The organism is Ensifer sp. NM-2 (assembly GCF_003024455.1).
Lineage (GTDB): Bacteria > Pseudomonadota > Alphaproteobacteria > Rhizobiales > Rhizobiaceae > Ensifer > Ensifer canadensis.
This window is the reverse complement of the sequence record NZ_PVZR01000017.1, coordinates 1-18,436: the sequence shown is the minus strand read 5'-3', so window position 1 is coordinate 18,436 and position 18,436 is coordinate 1. Positions and strand designations below refer to the sequence as shown.

General features: G+C 60.6%; 17 protein-coding genes and 1 pseudogene. 7 read left to right on the top strand and 11 right to left on the bottom strand.

Annotated elements, in window-relative coordinates; all coding sequences use genetic code 11:
- Positions 1-106: 106 nt before the first annotated feature.
- Positions 107-549: pseudogene (locus tag C6558_RS27175) on the top strand (tyrosine-type recombinase/integrase).
- Between the two features lie 189 nt (positions 550-738).
- Here C6558_RS27175 and C6558_RS27170 read toward each other — a convergent pair.
- Both C6558_RS27170 and C6558_RS27165 read right to left on the bottom strand, forming a co-directional pair.
- Positions 739-1,473, bottom strand: coding sequence for a phosphotransferase (locus C6558_RS27170; protein WP_057213704.1), 735 nt, complete (start codon positions 1,471-1,473; stop codon positions 739-741).
- 308 nt (positions 1,474-1,781) lie between these two features.
- The gene (locus C6558_RS27165) at positions 1,782-2,678 is read right to left on the bottom strand and encodes a LysR family transcriptional regulator (protein ID WP_199197058.1); all 897 of its coding nucleotides are present in this window, start codon (positions 2,676-2,678) and stop codon (positions 1,782-1,784) included.
- 137 nt (positions 2,679-2,815) lie between these two features.
- Between C6558_RS27165 and C6558_RS27160 the strand changes: the two genes are divergently transcribed.
- Positions 2,816-3,787, top strand: a complete 972-nt coding sequence (locus C6558_RS27160; RefSeq protein WP_057213386.1) for an MBL fold metallo-hydrolase — start codon at positions 2,816-2,818, stop codon at positions 3,785-3,787.
- A 35-nt stretch (positions 3,788-3,822) separates the two neighbouring features.
- Positions 3,823-4,395 (top strand): pyridoxamine 5'-phosphate oxidase family protein, encoded by a 573-nt coding sequence (locus C6558_RS27155; protein WP_107027990.1) that lies wholly within the window; start codon positions 3,823-3,825, stop codon positions 4,393-4,395.
- A gap of 473 nt (positions 4,396-4,868) precedes the next feature.
- Here the strand turns inward: C6558_RS27155 and C6558_RS27150 are convergent, their stop codons facing one another.
- The 9 genes from C6558_RS27150 to C6558_RS27110 all read right to left on the bottom strand — a co-directional run bounded on the left by C6558_RS27150 (position 4,869) and on the right by C6558_RS27110 (position 14,986).
- Entirely contained in the window at positions 4,869-5,630 is a 762-nt protein-coding gene (locus C6558_RS27150; RefSeq protein WP_107027989.1) for an amino acid ABC transporter ATP-binding protein, read from the bottom strand.
- Entirely contained in the window at positions 5,630-6,739 is a 1,110-nt protein-coding gene (locus tag C6558_RS27145) for an amino acid ABC transporter permease (RefSeq protein ID WP_371412309.1), read from the bottom strand. Before C6558_RS27145 ends, C6558_RS27150 begins: the two co-directional genes overlap by 1 nt.
- Positions 6,736-7,860: an amino acid ABC transporter permease gene (locus tag C6558_RS27140; protein ID WP_057225170.1), complete on the bottom strand. Its 1,125-nt coding sequence runs from the start codon at positions 7,858-7,860 to the stop codon at positions 6,736-6,738. The genes C6558_RS27145 and C6558_RS27140 overlap by 4 nt, the downstream gene beginning before the upstream one ends.
- A 14-nt stretch (positions 7,861-7,874) precedes the next feature.
- Positions 7,875-8,900 (bottom strand): amino acid ABC transporter substrate-binding protein, encoded by a 1,026-nt coding sequence (locus C6558_RS27135; protein WP_057210138.1) that lies wholly within the window; start codon positions 8,898-8,900, stop codon positions 7,875-7,877.
- Between the two features lie 44 nt (positions 8,901-8,944).
- A complete protein-coding gene (locus C6558_RS27130) occupies positions 8,945-9,928 on the bottom strand; it encodes a PLP-dependent aspartate aminotransferase family protein (RefSeq protein ID WP_107028021.1) in 984 nt (327 codons plus the stop codon).
- A gap of 358 nt (positions 9,929-10,286) precedes the next feature.
- Positions 10,287-11,258 (bottom strand): ABC transporter permease, encoded by a 972-nt coding sequence (locus C6558_RS27125; RefSeq protein WP_371412308.1) that lies wholly within the window; start codon positions 11,256-11,258, stop codon positions 10,287-10,289.
- 11 nt (positions 11,259-11,269) lie between these two features.
- Entirely contained in the window at positions 11,270-12,250 is a 981-nt protein-coding gene (locus C6558_RS27120) for an ABC transporter permease (protein WP_107027987.1), read from the bottom strand.
- The gene (locus C6558_RS27115; RefSeq protein ID WP_107027986.1) at positions 12,247-13,788 is read right to left on the bottom strand and encodes a sugar ABC transporter ATP-binding protein; all 1,542 of its coding nucleotides are present in this window, start codon (positions 13,786-13,788) and stop codon (positions 12,247-12,249) included. The genes C6558_RS27120 and C6558_RS27115 overlap by 4 nt, the downstream gene beginning before the upstream one ends.
- A 73-nt stretch (positions 13,789-13,861) precedes the next feature.
- On the bottom strand, positions 13,862-14,986 hold the full coding sequence (locus C6558_RS27110) for a sugar ABC transporter substrate-binding protein (RefSeq protein ID WP_057210211.1): 1,125 nt from the start codon (positions 14,984-14,986) through the stop codon (positions 13,862-13,864).
- A 346-nt stretch (positions 14,987-15,332) separates the two neighbouring features.
- Between C6558_RS27110 and C6558_RS27105 the strand changes: the two genes are divergently transcribed.
- The 4 genes from C6558_RS27105 to C6558_RS27090 all read left to right on the top strand — a co-directional run.
- The gene (locus C6558_RS27105; protein WP_107027985.1) at positions 15,333-16,244 is read left to right on the top strand and encodes an SMP-30/gluconolactonase/LRE family protein; all 912 of its coding nucleotides are present in this window, start codon (positions 15,333-15,335) and stop codon (positions 16,242-16,244) included.
- Positions 16,245-16,259: 15 nt separating this feature from the next.
- Positions 16,260-16,484, top strand: a complete 225-nt coding sequence (locus tag C6558_RS27100) for a tautomerase family protein (RefSeq protein ID WP_107027984.1) — start codon at positions 16,260-16,262, stop codon at positions 16,482-16,484.
- Entirely contained in the window at positions 16,481-17,536 is a 1,056-nt protein-coding gene (locus C6558_RS27095) for a LacI family DNA-binding transcriptional regulator (RefSeq protein ID WP_245449223.1), read from the top strand. The genes C6558_RS27100 and C6558_RS27095 overlap by 4 nt, the downstream gene beginning before the upstream one ends.
- Positions 17,537-17,753: 217 nt before the next feature.
- A partial coding sequence (locus C6558_RS27090; protein WP_107027983.1) for an IS110 family transposase occupies positions 17,754-18,436 on the top strand: 683 nt, incomplete at its 3' end.

Here is an 18,436-nt window from a genome sequence, read left to right as displayed (position 1 = left end):
TTTGGGCCGACCGGCATGGAACGTCGGCCGAAAGGTCGGCGTCAAGAAGTCTCTGAAACAGCGTCAGATTTGGGCAATCCGCTTCTTCCTGGACCGGGAGGAGCGTATGAGAGATCGCGCGCTGTTTGATCTCGCAATCGACAGTCAGGTCGAGAGATTCGAACCCGCGCTATGGTCGTTCAGCAAAAGACCGGCCGTCCGGTTCAGTTCGAAATCACGGCGGACGTGAGGGCAAGTTTGCTTGCGTGGCTTGAGCGGCGAGGCGGAACAGTAGACGACTACGCCTTTCCCAGTCGGGTTGACCATACCGATCATCTGTGTACTCGCCAGTACGCTCGATTGGTAGATGAATGGGTGACCGCGATCGGGTTGCGATGCGAAGACTACGGCACGCATTCGCTCCGGCGCACGAAGGCCGCAATGATCTACAAAGCGACAGGCAATCTTCGCGCTATTCAAATCCTATTGGGCCATACCAAGATCGAAAATACCGTCAGGTATTTGGGTGTGGACATCGAAGATGCGCTGGAATTGGCGGAGCACACCTAAATCTAAGAAGCGTGGGGCTCCGCTGTGAGCGTGGCCGCATTTGCGGACTGACATGCCACAATCGTGACGTTTCAACGGGCTACTACGCGCGCCCATTTCGGTCGTAGGGCCCGCGGTGGCGTCTTCCCGAAAGCAGACGTCGATCAAGCCAAGCTTTGACGGCGTCAATGCGCCATGAGCGATCGTCGCTTAGATCGCTCCAACTTCGGCAAGTCGCTGTTTCGCGTATTCGTCATCCCAACAGACGGCGGCTTCCCATGCGGCCGATGCTTGCGCGGCGATGTCATACGCCCCGGTTTCCAGATTGGCAGCATTATGGGGCAGGACGAGGTCAAGGTCGGGGACGTCGATATGCGACTCATCCCAGTCGATCAGTGCGACGCGGTCCGTGGTCATGCGGATGTTGGCAGGGTTGTTGGGATTGCCGTGGACGACGCTTGTCTTACGTCCGATAAGCCGTGCCCATGCCGCGCGGCATCGAGCGACGCCATCTGGCGGCATCGCGGCAAGATCGATCCTCGTCCCCGTCTCGGCATGCAGGAGGTCAGTCGAGGATTGCCACCCTGGGCGCTGCGGCCAGCCTTGCGTCAAACGATGCAGTTCGCGCAGGGTCTCGGCTACGCGACGCCAGTCGCCCTCAGTCTCGGGTGGTCCGCCATGCATGTATTTCATAACCATCAGGCCATCCGCGAATAGCCGGCCGTCGTCCGCCGGGATCGGCACCGGCACGCTCAGACCTTCACTGTCAAGGTGCCGGAGGAGTTCAACCTCCCACGCCAGATCAGCGTTGCTCCTGGTACCCAGACGACCGACTGCAAGTTGCCCGTGGATGTGCACGCTCCAGACGTCATTGGCAACCCCGCCAGCGAGCCGTTCTATGCGAACCGCGTCTTTCCCCCACAGCTCTAATGCTTCCCATCCCACTCACAGCATCCTTGATCAACCCGATTGAGACCTGGGTAAACCAAGCGCAGGAACGGGACAACGTGGATCAGCTCGGCTACGATAACGCTGTTAAGCTTGTGCGCACTAGTCGCGGATCGAACGGCAGCCCGGGTCACCAGCGTCCGAATTGGCCCGGTAGCATTGCGCCCCCATTTCAGTCTTAGAGATAGCTTTGGCTCTTTCCGGGAAGACGACATGTTAGGCGCTTAGGGAAGGACAACCGCATCTTGCAGCATTCGCACCGGTGCGCCCCACTGCCATCAACGGTGGTGCGCGTGAGCGGGACGCTAGTAGGCCAGCTGCGTGCGTAGGCTTGGGACGATCCAGTCGAGGAAGCACCGCACCTTCAGCGGCAGAGGATCCACTGGTCCATGGATAACGTTCACAGGTAGCGGTTCCGGTGCAAAGTCCGTCAGCAATTCGTGCAGAGTACCGGAGCGCAACTGATCGGAGATCTGGTAAGACAGCACGCGGATAATGCCTATACCGGCTATTGCGGCCTGAATGGCAGCCTCCGTCGTATTAACCGCGAATTTGGGGCGCGGCTCGATGGTAAAGGCCGCGCCGTCCCGGCGGTAGCGCCATTCCGGCGCGGTCGCAAATCCCTGAAAGCTTATTCCGTCATGCTGGCTGAGGTCTTCCGGCTGACGCGGAACGCCTTGTCGGGCAAGATAGTCGGGGCTCGCGCAGATCACCCGTCGTACGGCGCCGACGCGCGTTGCGATAAGCGCGCTGTCGGCCAAGTGTCCGATCCGCAGGGCCACGTCGACGTGCTCATCTGCCAGACTTAGCTGCCGATCGGCGAGGGTCAGGCGCAGGTTGATATCGGGTTGCTCCTTCAGGAACTCCAGAGCTATTGGCAGCAGATGGCGCTCGCCGAAGGCAATCGGTGCGGTCACGTGCAGCCCTCCACGCAGCGCGCCATAGTCGCCGCTGGCCTGCCGTTCTGCCGCGTCCAGTTCCTCCAGAATACGACGTGACGCGGCGACGAAGCTGCGGCCCTCATCCGTCAAGGTGAGGCCGCGGCGGGTGCGCCGGACCAGGCGCACGCCAAGGTGCTTTTCCAGATCCGCGACTCTGCGGCTGACCGTGGCGAGCGGTGCATGCAATCGCCGCGCTCCAGCCGAGAGGCTGCCGGCGTCCACCACCGCCAGCAGCACCGACATCGCTTCAAACCGATCCATCGTATCCTTCCGGAAATTGAGAGGAAAGTTCCTGAAATGGCAGGATACCCTATTGGTTTCGGACATCCTAGCTTTTGTGGCGTTCCAGGGGGCGCCGGCCGGCTCCCCGTATTGCCAATGATCAGGAGAAAGACGTCATGCCTCAACTCTCACGTCGTGCCTTTGCCAGCGCTCTTCCTCTCGGCTTCCTCGGGGGAGGACTGATCAGTGGCGCACCGGCCCTTGCCGCAGCGCAGAATACCACCAAAACGCCGGTCAGCATTACGCCACTGGCGCAGATCCGCATCGGTCGCTTCACGGTGACGGCACTGACAGACGGGTATGCCGATATGCCCTTCGACTATTTTCCGGGACGCGCCCCGGCCGCGGTGGAGCAGGCGGCAGTCGCTCAGTTCACCGCCCGGCCGAGTGGGGTGCGGTTCCTCTTCAACCAGTATCTCATCGATGATGGCGAGCGCCGCATCCTGATCGATGCCGGTGCAGCGGGCTCGATCGGGCAGACCGGCAAGCTGCCGCAGGCGCTCGGTGCGCTTGGCCTGCAGCTTGACCAGATCGACGCGGTGATCGTGACGCATATGCATCAGGACCACATGGGCGGTCTGATCGCCGGAGGCAAGAACAACTACCCCAAGGCGGAGCTCTACATCGATCGTCGCGACGTCAAGCATTGGACCGACCCGGCCAAGCGCAGCGGCGCGCCCGATTATCTGCAGACCAGCTTTAAGATGGCGCAGGAGGTGGTGCGCCTCTACCCGAAACTCCAGGCGATTGACGGAGAGCGTGAAATTGTGCGCGGCGTCTCGATCGTCGACCTGACCGGTCATACACCCGGCCATATCGGCGTGCGGGTTGAAGATGAAGGGAAGAGCCTCATCATGGTGTCGGACATGATCTTTCCGGTCGTGCATCCGGGAGCGACCGATGTGTTCTTCCTGTTCGAGCAGGACCGTGCAGCAGCCAAAGCGATGCGCGACCGCTTTTTCCCCCGCGCAGCCTCGGAAGGCGCGCTGATTGCCGCCACGCACATGCCCTTCCCAGGGCTCGGCCGTGTCGTCGCCGACCGTGGGCAGATGCGCTGGGAGGTGGCGGACTGGGCCTTGCAGGATTGAAGTTAGCTCCGGCGGGCTAGAAGGTTAGGAACGGAATGAGCAGCAAATATCTCAGTATCGCCACGACGCCCTCGGTAGCGGCCGCACAGGAGCACTATGGCAGCGCGGGGCAGTGGGCGCGGATCGGCGCGCGCGCTCACGCAGACGAAACTGCGCAGAGCCAGCGCCTCGGTCCGGCAGAAACGGCCTTCATCGGCGCGCGCGACGGTTTTTATCTTGCCAGTGTCTCGGAGACCGGCTGGCCCTACGTCCAGTACCGTGGTGGGCCTGCAGGCTTTCTCACCACGGTTGACGCATTGATGCTGGGCTTTGCGGATTTTCGCGGTAACCGCCAATACATCACAACAGGCAATGTCAGCGCCAATGACCGCGTCTCACTGTTTCTGATGGACTACGCGCAACGGCGGCGCCTGAAAATCTATGGTCACATGCGCGTCATCGATGCAGAAGACGATCCGGTGCTGGCGAAAAAGCTGACCGTGCCCGACTATCCCGCACGGGTGGAGCGTCTCGTCCTCATCGCGGTGGAGGCGTTCGACTGGAACTGCCCGCAGCACATCACGCCGCGCTTCACTCTGGCTGAGCTGGAGCGTTGGCGATTGGAGTAACCAGAAGTTGTTTTTCCTCGGTAAAGGCTTCCAGGCCGTTGACCAGCCGGATGGTCATGACCCCTCGGCAATGGATACATGCCGGATTGGCGGCTTAAAAGCGTTGCAGCACGAAAGCCGCTTGTCCGCTTGCAGCCCCGGCAATATGCCGCCCAGGCCCGATGTCTCCAATCCCTCGCCTTGAACGGAATCGAACCGACATCGTGGTCTTGTGCGGAAAGTCACTTCAACTGACCGTGAAACCACCCAGTGGCCGCCGATAACACATTCCGCATAGTGGAAATCTCTGCTCCGTAGCGATGCGGAGGACCGCCTGAAAGGACTTATTCCCTATGGAGTGGATCAAGACCTTCGAGGAAATTCGCCACACGATCTTAAATCACGTCTGAAGCCGAGCGCGTTCTATGTGTCTCCCGCCTGCCCTCGTCGCTCGTCGCGACAAGGGCCTCTACTTCAGCAAGCAAACGTGGAGGTTAATGGACAATCTGCTGGAGAAAGCGTCTCGTCCTCTCGTTTGCCGGCGCATCGAAGAAGGCATCCGGCACGTTGCTTTCGACAATCATCCCCTGGTCCATGAACACCACTCGATTAGCCACCCGCCGAGCGAAACCCATTTCGTGAGTCACCACGATCATAGTCATGCCTTCTTCGGCGAGAGACACCATGGTGTCGAGCACCTCCTTGACCATTTCCGGATCAAGCGCCGATGTCGGTTCGTCGAACAACATTACCTTGGGCGCCATGCACAGTGCGCGGGCGATCGCCACGCGTTGCTGCTGACCACCTGAGAGCTGACCTGGAAATTTACGTGCCTGCTCCGGAATGCGCACGCGTTCCAGGAACTGCATCGCGCGCTCTTCCGCATCCTTGCGGGGCGTCCGGCGCGACAGTATCTGCGGGAGTGCGCAATTTTCCAGGACCGACAAGTGCGGAAACAGGTTGAAGTGCTGGAACACCATTCCGACATCGCGCCGGATCGTGTCGATGTTCTTCAAACTCTCGTTGAGCGCGGTACCATTGACGATGATTTCGCCCCGCTGATGCTCCTCAAGATGGTTGACGCAGCGGATAAGAGTAGATTTTCCAGACCCAGATGGACCGCAGATCACGATCCGTTCGCGCGGCTTGACAAAGAGGTCTACGTTGCGCAGGACATGGTAGTTTCCGTACCACTTGTCCAAGTTTCGAATGACGATCGCGGGTTGATCGACGTCCCGCTCTTCATGGATAGACATTAGCGATAATCCTTTGCCTTTACCCGGATCTCGAGCCAACGGGCGTAATAGGAGATACCGACGCAGATCGCGAAGTAGATCAGGCCGACGAACAGATAGACCTCAGTGTAGGGAGCCGGCCAAACCGGATCCATGGCCGCCGAGCGGCCCGCACTTAGCATATCGAACACACCGACAATCATGACGAGGCTGGTGTTTTTCACCATGACGATGGCGGTATTGGTCAACGGCGGGATGACCTTTTGGATCGCCTGCGGCAGGACTATGTGCTGGATCGCCTTCCAATGCGGGATCCCAAGCGCCTTGGCGGCTTCTTTCTGCCCAGGCGGGATTGCCTGCAGTCCTCCCCGGATGACCTCCGCAAGATAGGCGGCGGAGAATATCGTAAGGGCAGCGAGCGTCCGGCCAAGCTTGTCGATGTCGAAGCCCGGAGGTAGGAGCAGAGGCAGCAGGATCGAAGCGACGAACAGGAGACCGACTAACGGAAGTCCGCGTACCGTTTCTATCAGGCCAATCGAAAGAAGGCGCGGGATCGCCAGCGTCGATCGGCGCCCCAATGCCAGGAAGATCGCAAAGGGAAAGCCAAGCCCGAGAGACAGCAGTGCAAGAAGAAGCGTCACCGGCAGCCCGCCCCAATTGGCGGTGGAGACGTGCGGAAGCCCTGCAAAGCCACCCCACATGAGAGCAAGCATCGCACAGACGGCGCCTGTCCAGGCCAGTGCGAGCTTTCTTCCCCAGAGCGCAGGAGTAAGCGAGACGAGGATCATGAGAAGGATGAGTGACATCACCACGACAGGTCGCCACTGTTGATCGGGTGGATAAAGACCGAACATGATGAAGCGAAGTTTCGCGCCAATGAACGCCCAGCAGGCTCCGCCCGACCTGCAGACGGAAGGATCATCGGTCGCCCAGATGGCATCGGTTACGGCCCATCGGAAGGCCGGAAGCAGCGAAACGATCACCCCGATCGCGCCGAGTGAAAGGAGGGCGCTCATCATGTCGCCAAACAGAAGCTTCAGGATCGGCATGCGCTTGGCAGGCGGTGCTTTCTGCGGCGCCATCAGCTCGGTCGCAGCCATGGCGTAGTTCATTGTCGCAAGGCTCGTCATCGGGTCACCAATGCTACATGTGTGTTGTACCAATTCATGAACAGCGATACTGCGATGCTGATCGTGAGGAAGACGGCCAACAGGATGGCGATGCTTTCGATGGCCTGGCCCGTCTGATTGATCACGGTCCCCACCACGAGGCCGAGTTCCGGATACCCAACGGCGAGTGCCAGCGTCGTGTTTTTTACGGTCGAGAGGTACTGAGAGGTCATCGGGGGGATGATGATGCGGAGCGCCTGGGGAATGATGATCCGGAACACCGTCTGCCGCTCTGACAAACCCAAGGCTCGGCCGGCCTCCCATTGACCGCGGGAGACGGCCTCGATCCCACCGCGGATTACCTCGCTGATGAAGACTGATGTGTAAATGACGAGGCCGACCATCAGCGCCGCAAATTCCGGCGAGAGCCGCATACCGCCGACGAAGTTGAAACCCTTGAGTTCCGGAAAGCTGACCGAGGGCTCTATGGCGATTGTCCCGAATATGATCGCTGCCACGAGAACGCCGCCAAGTGAGATTCTTCTCTCGAGCGGGGAACGGCCCCTCATCAAACACCAGAGAACCATCGTGATTGCCGCGAAGGCGAGGACCAAAGCGACGCCGTGCCGTCCGAGAGAAAGCGACGGGAGGTAAAGTCCGCGCAGCGACAGGTAGATGCCCGAGATTGGATTAAACGCAAGTCTCGGGGACGGGAGAAGCGTGGTCGCGAGTGCGTACCAGAACAGCAGTTGAACGATCAGCGGCATGTTGCGCACACCACCGACAAAAACGACGGCCATTTTGGAGGAGATCGGATTGTTGGCCAGGCGAACCAGGGCAATTAAGAGACCAAAAATGGTCGAGGCGACGATGGCAAGGACCGCGATAGCGGCTGTGTTTGCCAGGCCCACGAGGTAGGCCCAGCCGAAGGTGTCGGATGGATCGTAGGGCAGAATGCCTTCCGAGATGGGGAAGTTCGCCTGCCGATGCAGGTAATCGAATCCTACGCGAATGCCGCGTTCAGCCAGGTTGCTCGCGGTATTCGACCACAGCCAGTAAAGAAGACTGGCAAAGCCCACGAGCAACAGGACCTGGAGAGCGGTGCTCCGAGCATGGCGATTGTCCAACAGTGTCGAGAACATGCCAGCCTCCAAGGTTACTGGAACGCCAACGGGAACATCAACCCGCCATCGCTAAAGAGCCGGTTGGCACCGCGATCCAGCTTCAGCGGACTGTCCTTGCCGAGGTTGCGATCGAACATCTCCCCGTAGTTGCCCAGCTTCGCGATGATGTTGCCGGCGAACTTTTCGTCGAGACCGATTGCGGCGCCATTTCCGGGCTCGACCCCGAGGAAGCGTTTGACGCGCGGATCTTCCGACTTTTCCATCTCAGCGACATTTTTCTGCGTGATCCCAAGCTGTTCACCGGTGATCAGGGCCTGGATCGACCAATTGACAATGTCGAGCCACTGGTCGTCGCCGTGACGAACCGCCGGCGTGAGCGCGTCCATGAACTTGGTAGCGGGAAAGATTACATAGTCGTCGGCATTTTCGGCCTTTGTGGCTCTGATCGATGCGAGCGCTGCGGCATCGGTAATAAGCGCGTCACACCTGCCGGAGAAGAAGGCTTGGCTCAATGCGGAACTGTTTTCGAACACGACCGGCGTAAGCCCAAGATTGTGCTCTTTCGAGACGTCGTTTGCGACGACCTCTGTCGTCGATCCGGTCTGGACGCACACCGAGGCGCCCTCCATCTCCTCGACTTTCGTCACCCCGAGCGACTTCGGCATCATGAAGCCGGTGAACTCATAGTAGTTCGGGGTCGTGAAGTTGAGTCCGTTCGCATCGCGGCGCAGAGTCCAGGTAAACGTCCGCGGAAGGATGTCGATTTCCCCGGTTTGCAGAGCAGGCACCCGTTGCTGGCCACTCAGGGGCACGAACTCCACCTTGTCCTTGTCGTTGAAGACTGCGACCGCCACCGCTCTGCAGGTGTCAACGTCAAGGCCGCGCCAATAACCCTTTTCATCGGGAGCTCCGAAGCCAACAGTACCTTGGCTAGCGGCGCATTTCAGAAAGCCGCGCGCCTTGACGCTGGCAAGTGTCGTTTGCGCGGACGCCGAAGGTGACCCGACGATTAGACTAGAGACGAAGATCGCGGTCATGCTCATTAGTTTCAGTATCATTTGATTCCCCATTTTTTTGGTTGTGAGAATCTTGGAAGACGTCTTCAACTTGCCTTGGAGACCTTCGCTGGCGCAGATCGATCGGCGATATCGGCGAGGAATGCTTCGATGTCGGCTTTGAGGTCATCCAGATCTTCCAAGCCGATGCTGACCCTCAGAACCAGATCCTCCCCATGCCATTGGCTGGCACTACGATTCTGTTTGACCGGCATGGGTGCGATGAGGCTGCGCGTTCCTCCCCATGACGCACCAATGGCAAAGGTGCGCAGGACGTCGAGGGCCGCAGCAGCGTGTTTGCTCGCTTCAGGCTTCAGCACCACGCTGAAGACCCCGCTCACGCCGAGGAAGTCACGCTTCCAGATGTCATGCCCCGGAAAATCCAGCAGCGAGGGGTAAAGTACCTGTTCGACCAAGGGATGATGCTGAATCAGGGCAATGATCTCGGCAGCTCCTTCCGCGGCATGCCTGAGGCGCACCCCAAGTGTTTCCATTCCTCGCAATACAAGCGTTGCATCATCGGGCGAAACACCGATGCCGAGGCGACCGAGAGTCGCGCGAAGGGGAACGATGTGCTCCTCTGCGCGCACCGTAATCGAGCCCATCAACACATCGGAGTGGCCGGAGACGTATTTGGTTAGGGCCTCGGTGACGATGTCGGCGCCGAGCGTGAGGGGTTTGTAGTTGAGCGGCGTTGCCCAGGTATTGTCGCAGCCGACGAGTGCGCCATGGCGATGGGCAATTTGGGCGATCCTCGGAAGGTCCTGGATTTCCATCGTCGTGGAGCCAGGTGACTCGCACCAGACAATCTTGGTGCGGCCATCGATTTGCCGCTCGAGATCGTCGATCGCCACCGGATCATAGTAGGCGACCTCAATTCCGAAGCGTGCGAGGTCGCGGTTGGCAAAATCGCGAACCGGAGGATAAGAGTTGTCGGCAATCAGGATCTTATCGCCAGTACTCAAGAACGACAGCATGGCGACCGAGTTCGAAGCTTGACCGGATGGGACCAGGAACGTTCGCACGCCCATCTCGAGCGCCGATGCCAAGACCGGCCGAGACCAGCGACAGCGCCTCCATCGTTCTGCGGCCTTCACAGTTGCTCTTCCAACGGGTACCCGTCGTCGCGCGTGTCAATCGTTTGCGGCACGACCCACGGGGACAGATCGCCGAGGGTAGATCCTTCCGTGACGTTTCTGCCGCGAGCGCCTGGCGGACGGCAGGTCCGTAGGATCCGAACTAGAGCGAGGTGAGGGCTGGCGATAGGCCTTGACGGCCCATGTATCATCCAACCCGCGGGTTGGCCTTTCGAGCCCATTGCCGGATCGACTGCCGTCCTGGCGAGAAGCCAGATGGATGCGTGTGGCGCTTCCTCTGTTCTCAGCAAGCTTAACGGCTGGCTGGCGCACGACCATAGAGCAGGAGCATGAGTATGATCATCACGCCGTAGATGATCTGGCGCCCGGCCTCTGGCATCTGCATGACGGAGAGGATTGACTGCAGGAGTGTGATGAGGATTACGCCGGCGACAGTGCCGAGATAGGATCCCCGGCCGCCCAGGATCGAGGTTCCGCCAAGAACAACAGCCGCTATGGCAGGAAGCAGATAGGCATCGCCCATCGATTGCGAGGCCTTGGAAGCATAGCCTGCCAGCAGGACGCCGCCGAAGGCCGAGAGCCCGCCCGAGGCGGCGAAGGCGATCATCACGATGCGGCGGGTATTGATCCCTGAAAGATAGGCCGCCCGTTCGCGATTGCCTATGCCGTAGACGGCCCGCCCGAAGCCCGTCCGGCGCAGCAGGAAGACCATCGCCGTGCCGACCAGCCCCCAGATGAAGACGACATTCGGGATGCCGGGGATCAAGGCGCCGGTGGAGAGATAGCGCATGGCCGCGGTGGCGGAATCCTGCGGCGAGAACCCGCCTGTGTAGACCACCATCACCCCTTGAGCGACGGCATTCGTCGCCAGCGTCACGATCATCGAGGGTATGCGCAGATATGCCACCCCGACGCCGTTGACGAGCCCGATGCCGATCCCGCAAAGGATTCCGAAAGGGATGGCAAGGGCAGTGCCGACCGGACCGTAGGCGGCAGCCGCGCAGGCCATCATGGCGCCCGTTGCAACGGTCCACGGTACGGAAAGGTCGATCTGCCCGAGCAGGATGACAAGCATCATGCCGGTGGCGATGATGCCCAGGAAGGATGCCACCTTCAATTGCTGCAGCAGATACTCCGGTGACAGGAAACTGCGCGAATAGAAGCTGCCAAGGACAAGCAGCAGCAGGATGCAGCCGAACGCGGTGACCACCGCCGGATCGAGTTTGCGCAGGAAGTTCGGCTTGCGTCCGTTTACGTGCGTCATCGCCGTCTCGCTCACAGGAACCACTCCAATCTATTGCGCACCCGGAAAAGGGCCAGAGCGCCGAGGCTGATGGCCGCAAGCAAAATCAGTCCCTGGAAAAGCGGTTGCCAGAGCGGGTCGAGATCGAAAACGAACAAAAGGTCGCCGATCGTGCGGAACGCCAGCGCACCAAAGACGGCACCGATGGCGCTGCCCTTGCCGCCGAACAGCGAAACGCCCCCCAGCACCACTGCGGCAATCGAGAACAGCGTGTAGGCGTTACCGCTGGCGAAAGCCGCGTCACCGGTATACGTGAAAAAAGTGAGAAACAGCCCGCCGAGGGCGGCCACCAGGCCCGAAAGCGTATAGGCAAGCAGCTTGCCGCGCCGGATCGGCATGCCAGACATGTAGGCCGCCGTTTCGGATGAACCGACAGCATAGGCCGCCCGGCCATAGACCGACCGGCTGAAGGGCACCCATATCAGCGCAACCACCGCCGCGAGTGCCGCGAGGCTCGCCGGGACGGCTCCGAATATCCGTCCCGTCAGGGCGTCCGCCAGACCCTCGTTAACTGAACCTCCCGGAAAAGGTCGCAGCAACAGGGCGACACCGAAATAGATCGCCCCCGTCGCAATCGTCGCCACGATCGGCTGCAGCCGCCCATATATGACGATGGCTCCATTGATCGCGCCGCACACAGCCCCGACGGCCAGGACGATAACGACGCCGAAGGTCGTTTCGAGCGGCGAGCCCACGACCAACCATGAGGCCAGGCAGTTGGTGAGAAGGAAGATCATGCCGACGGAGAGGTCAATGCCCGCGGTTATCACCACCATGGTTTGGGCCATCGCGACAAAGGCGAGCAGCACCCCCTTGTTGGCAGCCGTCTGAATAACGTTGGCTGTGAAACCAGCCGGATGGTTCGCCGTGTAGATGATGAACATCACCACGAAGATCGCAACCGCAGTCAGCGTGCCCCGGTGCTCGGCCAGTCGATACTGCCAGTCGTTCATAGCGCGGGCTCCTGATGGAATGGTTCCGCGGACGGGATGTTAAGCGCGCTCGCGATCAGGGCGCGCTCCGTTATCTCAGCTCCCACCAGTTCCCGCTTCACCGCCCCGTCATAAAGCACGAGGACCCGGTCGCAGCAGCCGATGAGCTCGGCATAGTCGGTCGAATAGAACAGGATGCCCGCGCCCGCGTCAGCCAGGCGCCGCAAGAGCAGATAGATCTCCTGCTTGGTTCCAACGTCGATGCCGCGTGTCGGATCGTTGAGGAGGACGATGCGTGGCTGCCGCATCAGCCATTTCGCGATGACGACCTTCTGCTGGTTGCCGCCCGAAAGTGCTCCAACGGGCGCATCAATATTCCCCGCCTTGATGGCGAGCAGCGTCATCATCTGATTGATGGCGCTCTCCTCTTTCGCGCTGTCGATGATCCCGCCGCGCGTCAGCCGGTCGAGCGACGCAAGCGAGAGATTGTCGCGCACCGTCATCGGCAGCATCAGCCCCTCGGTCTTACGGTCCTCCGGGATGAGCGCCATGCCGATACCGTGCCGGCGCGCCTGCGCGGGGCTGCTGATGCTGATCGGGCTGCCGTCGACGAGGACCGTGCCGCGCAGCCCGCGCAGGACCCCGAACAGCGCTAGAAGGAGATCACGCTGCCCCTGCCCGTCCAACCCGCCAAGACCGACGATTTCGCCCGAGCGGAGCGAAAACGAGATGTCGTGGAGCCGGTCCACCCAGGACAGATTTCGTGTTTCAAGCACTGGCGCAGTTTGTGCAAGCCGGCCCGGTTTAGGAGGGTAGACGCTGTGATACTCACGGCCGATCATCATCTCGATTACTTCGCCGTCACTCTTGGAGCCCGCCGCGTAGCTCGCGACCTTGCTGCCGTTGCGAAACACCGTGCAGTCGTCCGCAAGTTCCGCAATCTCGTTCATTCGATGCGAGATGTAGACAAGCGCCAGCCCTTCCGCACGCAATCGCTTCAGCACTGCAAAAACCTTCGAAACGTCGGCCGCAGTCAGCGCCGATGTCGCCTCGTCGAGGATGAGGATGCGCGGCTTGCGGGCTAGCGCCTTGGCAATCTCGACGATCTGCTTGCGCGACAGCGGCAGATCCTTGACCAGAGCCAGAGGATGGATGTCGACGGCACCGGCGCGCGCCAGCGCCTCCTCTGCCAGGCGCCTCTGGGCCTTGCGGTCGATCATGCCGAACCGCGTCGGCGGATTGGAAATGACGATATTGTCGGCAACGCTGAGTTCTGGGATCAACGACAACTCCTGGAAAACGCAGACGATCCCGGCGGCGTTGGCGGCAGCCGGCGAAGCGAATTTCACCGACTGTCCATCGAGCGTCATCTGGCCCTCGTCCGCAGCCACGACGCCGGCCATGATCTTGATGAGCGTCGACTTTCCGGCGCCGTTCTCGCCGAGTACGGCGTGGATGGCCCCTGCCCTGACCGACAGCGCGGCATTTTCAAGCGCGCGAACCCCACCATAGCGCTTCGATATCCCCTCCATGCAAAAGAGCGGTCCGCCATTTTCCATTGCGCTCTCCGGGAAACCGTTACGGACGACGGGCACCACACGGCTGACTGTGCGGTGCCCGTTCCTGATCGACCTACTTGTTTTCCTTGCTCTGCTTCATGATCTCCTGGGCGGAGAAATTAATGCCGCAGGTAGGGAAGGAATTACCGACGAAGAAATTGTCGGATTCGGACTGGAAGTAATCCTGGCCCTCCTTGAAATTTGGATCTTCGACAATGGCCAACGGCAACTTGACCGACTGCGGCACCACCTGTCCCTCGAGCGCGGCGATCGCCGTCTTGATGGCAACGGCCACCTGTGCGGGGCCGGTTCCAGCCGACGAGCATTTCAGGCCGTCGGCGGCATGTGCTGCGCAGAACTTGCGAAACCCGTTTTCGGTTTCGCCGCCAAACGGCACGAACGGATGTTTGGCGTCGATCATCGCCTGGACGATGCCGGTATCGCCACCCTGACCGGTAATGCCGTCAAAGGGACCGCTGGTGGCGATCGCATCCGCCGTCACCTTTTGGGCCACCGCGTCATCCCACTTTCCCATGACCTCGACGACTTCGAATTTCTTGCCCGATGCCTGGAGTTTCTCATGGATCCCATCGTGCCGGTCGGTGTCGACCGAAGTTCCGGCCACACCGCGCACCTCGAGTACCTTGCCGCCATTCGGCAGATGTTTGACGAGCCATTCGCCCCACAGTCCGCCGAGCCCCTTCTGGTCGACGTTCACGTTGATCGCGTCCTCGGTGTCGAGGATGTTATCGAAGGCAACCAGCACCACGCCGGCTTCCTTCGCCCGCTTGATGACGGGCGCGAATGCCGTCGGGTTCTGGGCGTTGACGACGATGGCGTCATAGCCGGAATCGATGAAGTTGTTGATCGCCGAGATTTGGGCGGGCACGTCCTCACCCGTCGATACGACCTTGAACTCCTTCAGCTTGGCCGCGACGTCGGGCTGAGCGGCATAGGCCTTGGCTGTCTGCACCATCTGGATACGCCAGGTGTTGGCAATGTAGCCGTTCGCAAGAGCGATGCGGTATGGGCCGTCCTTTTTCGGAAACTTGAAGAATTTGGTGTCTGCCGACCAGGGCGCGAAACATTCCGGCTCCGCCGCGGGCCCTGAAACCACTTCCGGCTCTGCGTAGGCGGCCGATCCCAACATGAAAAAGGCAGTGGCAGCAACGATGCCGCCAGCGAGTGACTTCACCATCGACATTTCCTCCCATTGGCGCGCCACTGATTTTGTTCTCCGGTTCGAGAGGGAACTCTTCCCCCGGAACGGCACGAACTTCTCTGGCACCGGCACGCTGGATGCCTGCTTTCACCATTGACGAGGCGCTCTGGTCTCCTCCCGAAAACACCGCTGTCTCTTAATTAGGTAGCGCTACCACAAAAAATTGTAAAGTAACATTTGCGGATTACCGAGAACCGAACTTCCCAATTTTCAGTTGAATTTCGGCGACGATCGACACCGATGCAGGAAGGCTATTCACTTCCGTGATGTTAGCGCTATCATGCCGCGGTCAGAGTGCGATCGTTGCCGCATGAGGGTACCCATGGCCGAGGATTTCGAGATCGTAGACCAGCGCTTTGCCAGCCTGGTCAACCACAGCGCCCGAGTGGAACAGCTCTACACGGGGTGTCGCTGGGCCGAAGGGCCGGCCTATTTCGCCGCCGGGCGCTATCTGGTGTGGTCGGATATCCCCAATGACCGGATGCTGCGTTATGACGAAACCGACGGGCATGTCAGCATCTTTCGCCAACCGTCGAACTTTGCGAACGGCAATACCACCGACCGGCATGGCCGTCTGGTGACCTGTGAGCACGGTGGCCGCCGTGTCAGCCGCACCGAACATGACGGGAGCATCACCACTGTCGCCGATCGCTGGAACGGCAAGCGGCTCAACTCGCCGAACGACGTCGTCGTGCGATCAGACGGGTCGATCTGGTTCACCGATCCCGCCTACGGCATCGAGTCCGATTACGAGGGCCACAAGGCCGAAAGTGAAATCGGCGCCTGCCACGTCTATCGTGTCGACCCGGCGACGGGCGCGGTTGCGGCCGTCATTACCGACATGGTGCGGCCGAATGGCCTCGCCTTTTCGCTTAACGAAAAAGAGCTCTACGTCGTCGACACCGGCCGGACGCATGGGCCCGACCTTCCTGCGCATATGCGCGTCTTCGATGTGAACGAGCCGGGCGCGATATCGGGCGGGCGGGTCTTTGCCGATTGCACCGTAGGCCTCTTTGACGGGTTCCGCCTGGACGACGAAGGGCGGATCTGGACAAGCGCCCGCGACGGCATCCATTGCTACCACCCGGACAGCACCTTGCTCGGCAAGGTGAGAGTGCCGGAAAACACCGCCAATTGCGTGTTCGGCGGGCCTAAGCGAAATATCCTCTACATCTGCGCGACCAGCTCGCTTTATGCCGTTCGACTGATGGTCAACGGCGCAAGACTCGACTGAGGCAGGAGGCCAGCCATGCCGTTCGTGCGGATCACCATCGTGCGCGAGACCCTCGCCGACGATCCTGCGGCCAAGAAGGCGGCAATCAGCAGCCAGGTCATTGTGGCGATTGCCGAGGCAACCGGATTATCCGAGCGCGAAATCTCCGTCGTCTTCGATGAGGTGGGCGCAGGGAACTGGTATGTCGGCCGCATCGATGTCGGGACCCTGCGCTCACGCAGCCAGCAGGAGTCGACGTGAAGGACGACATCACTTCCAAAGACCAGAGCCGGAAGGCAAGCCGACGCGGCAGTGGGAGGCCAACCATAGCCGACGTCGCAAAGCTGGCAGGGGTTGCCGCGATTACCGTGTCGCGCGCGCTACGCGATCCGTCGCTGGTTTCGGCCGAACTGCGCGCGGAGATCGATACGGCGGTGGTCCAGCTCGGCTATGCGCCCGACCCCAATGCGCGCGCGCTTGCCTCCTCCCGAGCCGATGTGATCGGTGTTCTCGTGCCGTCACTGACAAACATCGTCTTCGCCGACACGGTGAGAGGCATCTATGACGAGCTCGGCGACGGTCCGTTGCAGATACAGATGGGCAATACCCACTATTCGCCCCGGGAAGAGGAACGGCTGATGCGGATGTTTTTGAGCCAGCGGCCATCGGCGCTGATCGTGTCCGGCATCGACCAGACCGAAACGACCCGCAAACTCCTCGAGAGCGCGGATTGCCCTATCGTGCAGATCATGGAGTATGGCGACGATCCGGTCGATATGCTGGTCGGGTTCTCCCACTTCGATGGCGGTAAGGCGGCGACCAACCATCTGATCGAGGCTGGATATCGCCGAATAGGCTTCATCGGAGCGCGAATGGATCCTCGCTCGCAGCGTCGCCTCGCCGGTTACCGCGCGGCTCTGGAGACCGCTCAGCTCTTTGATCCCAAGCTGGTAACCACCACGCTGACGCCTTCACGCGTATCGCTCGGTGCGCCGCTCCTGGCCGATGCGCTTGCCAAGGTCGCCGATCTTGATGCGGTCTTCTGCAACAATGATGACCTTGCCATGGGCGTGCTGTTCGAATGCCAGCGGGCGGGTATCGCCGTGCCGCACAGCATGGCAATCTGCGGCTTCAACGATCTCGACATGATGCACGTCGCCTATCCGTCGCTCACCAGCGTACGCACGCCGCGCTATGAAATCGGCCGGCGCTCGGTGCAGATGGTGCTGGATCGACTTGCCGGCCGGCCAATTGAATCGCCGATCGTCGACTTGGGCTTCGAGCTTCAGGTTCGCGAAAGTACGGCGCGATGAAACGGCACATTCTCAAGGATCGGCCGCAGCGCACAATCCAGATGATACATTATGCGATTTTCGAGGCGCATAGCGGCAACATCGGCTGCGCGGAGACCTCTCGCTGCCACTAGACCGTATGTTCGTGGGGTGAAGGTGGCCGCCCCCGCGGTAAGCTGAATTCGGGGGTTGCTCTGGATAGGCCGGAGCCGAGCCCCACGCTTAGCGAGGGCGAACCATGAAAGAAGATAGCGTAATTTTCATCGGCTTGGATACGTCCAAGCTGAAGATTTCGGTGGCGGTTGCGGATGGATTGCGCAACGGCGAGGTGCGGTTTTTCGGCGACATCCCCTCGGATCCGGCGTCGGTGGCATCGATGGTCAACAAACTTTCAAAGCGCGGAGCCAAGCTTCACTTTTGCTACGAGGCCGGTCCCACGGGTTACGGTCTTTATCGCCAGATTGTCGAACTGGGGCATGACTGCGTGGTGGTGGCACCGTCGCTGGTTCCCAAGCGTGCGGGCGACCGAGTGAAGACAAACCGCCGGGATGCCGTAAGCCTGGCGCGCCTGCATCGCGCGGGCGAGCTGACCGCGGTCTGGGTTCCGGACGAAGCTCATGAGGCGATCCGCGACCTGGTACGGGCTCGCGAGGCTGCCAACGACGCGTTGAAGCAGGCACGTCAGCAACTTCAGTCTTTCTTGTTGCGTCATGGCCGGATCTATACCGGCCGCACGCCTTGGACGCGTGCCCATACAAGATGGCTAACACGCCAGGCCTTCGATCACCCGGCCCACCAAATCCTGTTGGCAGAATATTGCCAGGCCATCGAGGATGCCGGCGTGCGTCTGGACAGGCTGACCCAGCTGGTGGTGGAGACCGCGGCATCCTGGTCGATGGCCCCGGTTGTGGCCGCCTACCA

Coding starts and splice junctions, on each gene's coding strand:
- C6558_RS27165 (WP_199197058.1), bottom strand. CDS start 2,678: ATGGATCGGTTTGAAGCGATGTCGGTGCTGCTGGCGGTGGTGGACGCC.
- C6558_RS27160 (WP_057213386.1), top strand. CDS start 2,816: ATGCCTCAACTCTCACGTCGTGCCTTTGCCAGCGCTCTTCCTCTCGGC.
- C6558_RS27155 (WP_107027990.1), top strand. CDS start 3,823: ATGAGCAGCAAATATCTCAGTATCGCCACGACGCCCTCGGTAGCGGCC.
- C6558_RS27150 (WP_107027989.1), bottom strand. CDS start 5,630: ATGTCTATCCATGAAGAGCGGGACGTCGATCAACCCGCGATCGTCATT.
- C6558_RS27145 (WP_371412309.1), bottom strand. CDS start 6,739: ATGACGAGCCTTGCGACAATGAACTACGCCATGGCTGCGACCGAGCTG.
- C6558_RS27140 (WP_057225170.1), bottom strand. CDS start 7,860: ATGTTCTCGACACTGTTGGACAATCGCCATGCTCGGAGCACCGCTCTC.
- C6558_RS27135 (WP_057210138.1), bottom strand. CDS start 8,900: ATGATACTGAAACTAATGAGCATGACCGCGATCTTCGTCTCTAGTCTA.
- C6558_RS27130 (WP_107028021.1), bottom strand. CDS start 9,928: ATGGGCGTGCGAACGTTCCTGGTCCCATCCGGTCAAGCTTCGAACTCG.
- C6558_RS27125 (WP_371412308.1), bottom strand. CDS start 11,258: ATGACGCACGTAAACGGACGCAAGCCGAACTTCCTGCGCAAACTCGAT.
- C6558_RS27120 (WP_107027987.1), bottom strand. CDS start 12,250: ATGAACGACTGGCAGTATCGACTGGCCGAGCACCGGGGCACGCTGACT.
- C6558_RS27115 (WP_107027986.1), bottom strand. CDS start 13,788: ATGGAAAATGGCGGACCGCTCTTTTGCATGGAGGGGATATCGAAGCGC.
- C6558_RS27110 (WP_057210211.1), bottom strand. CDS start 14,986: ATGGTGAAGTCACTCGCTGGCGGCATCGTTGCTGCCACTGCCTTTTTC.
- C6558_RS27105 (WP_107027985.1), top strand. CDS start 15,333: ATGGCCGAGGATTTCGAGATCGTAGACCAGCGCTTTGCCAGCCTGGTC.
- C6558_RS27100 (WP_107027984.1), top strand. CDS start 16,260: ATGCCGTTCGTGCGGATCACCATCGTGCGCGAGACCCTCGCCGACGAT.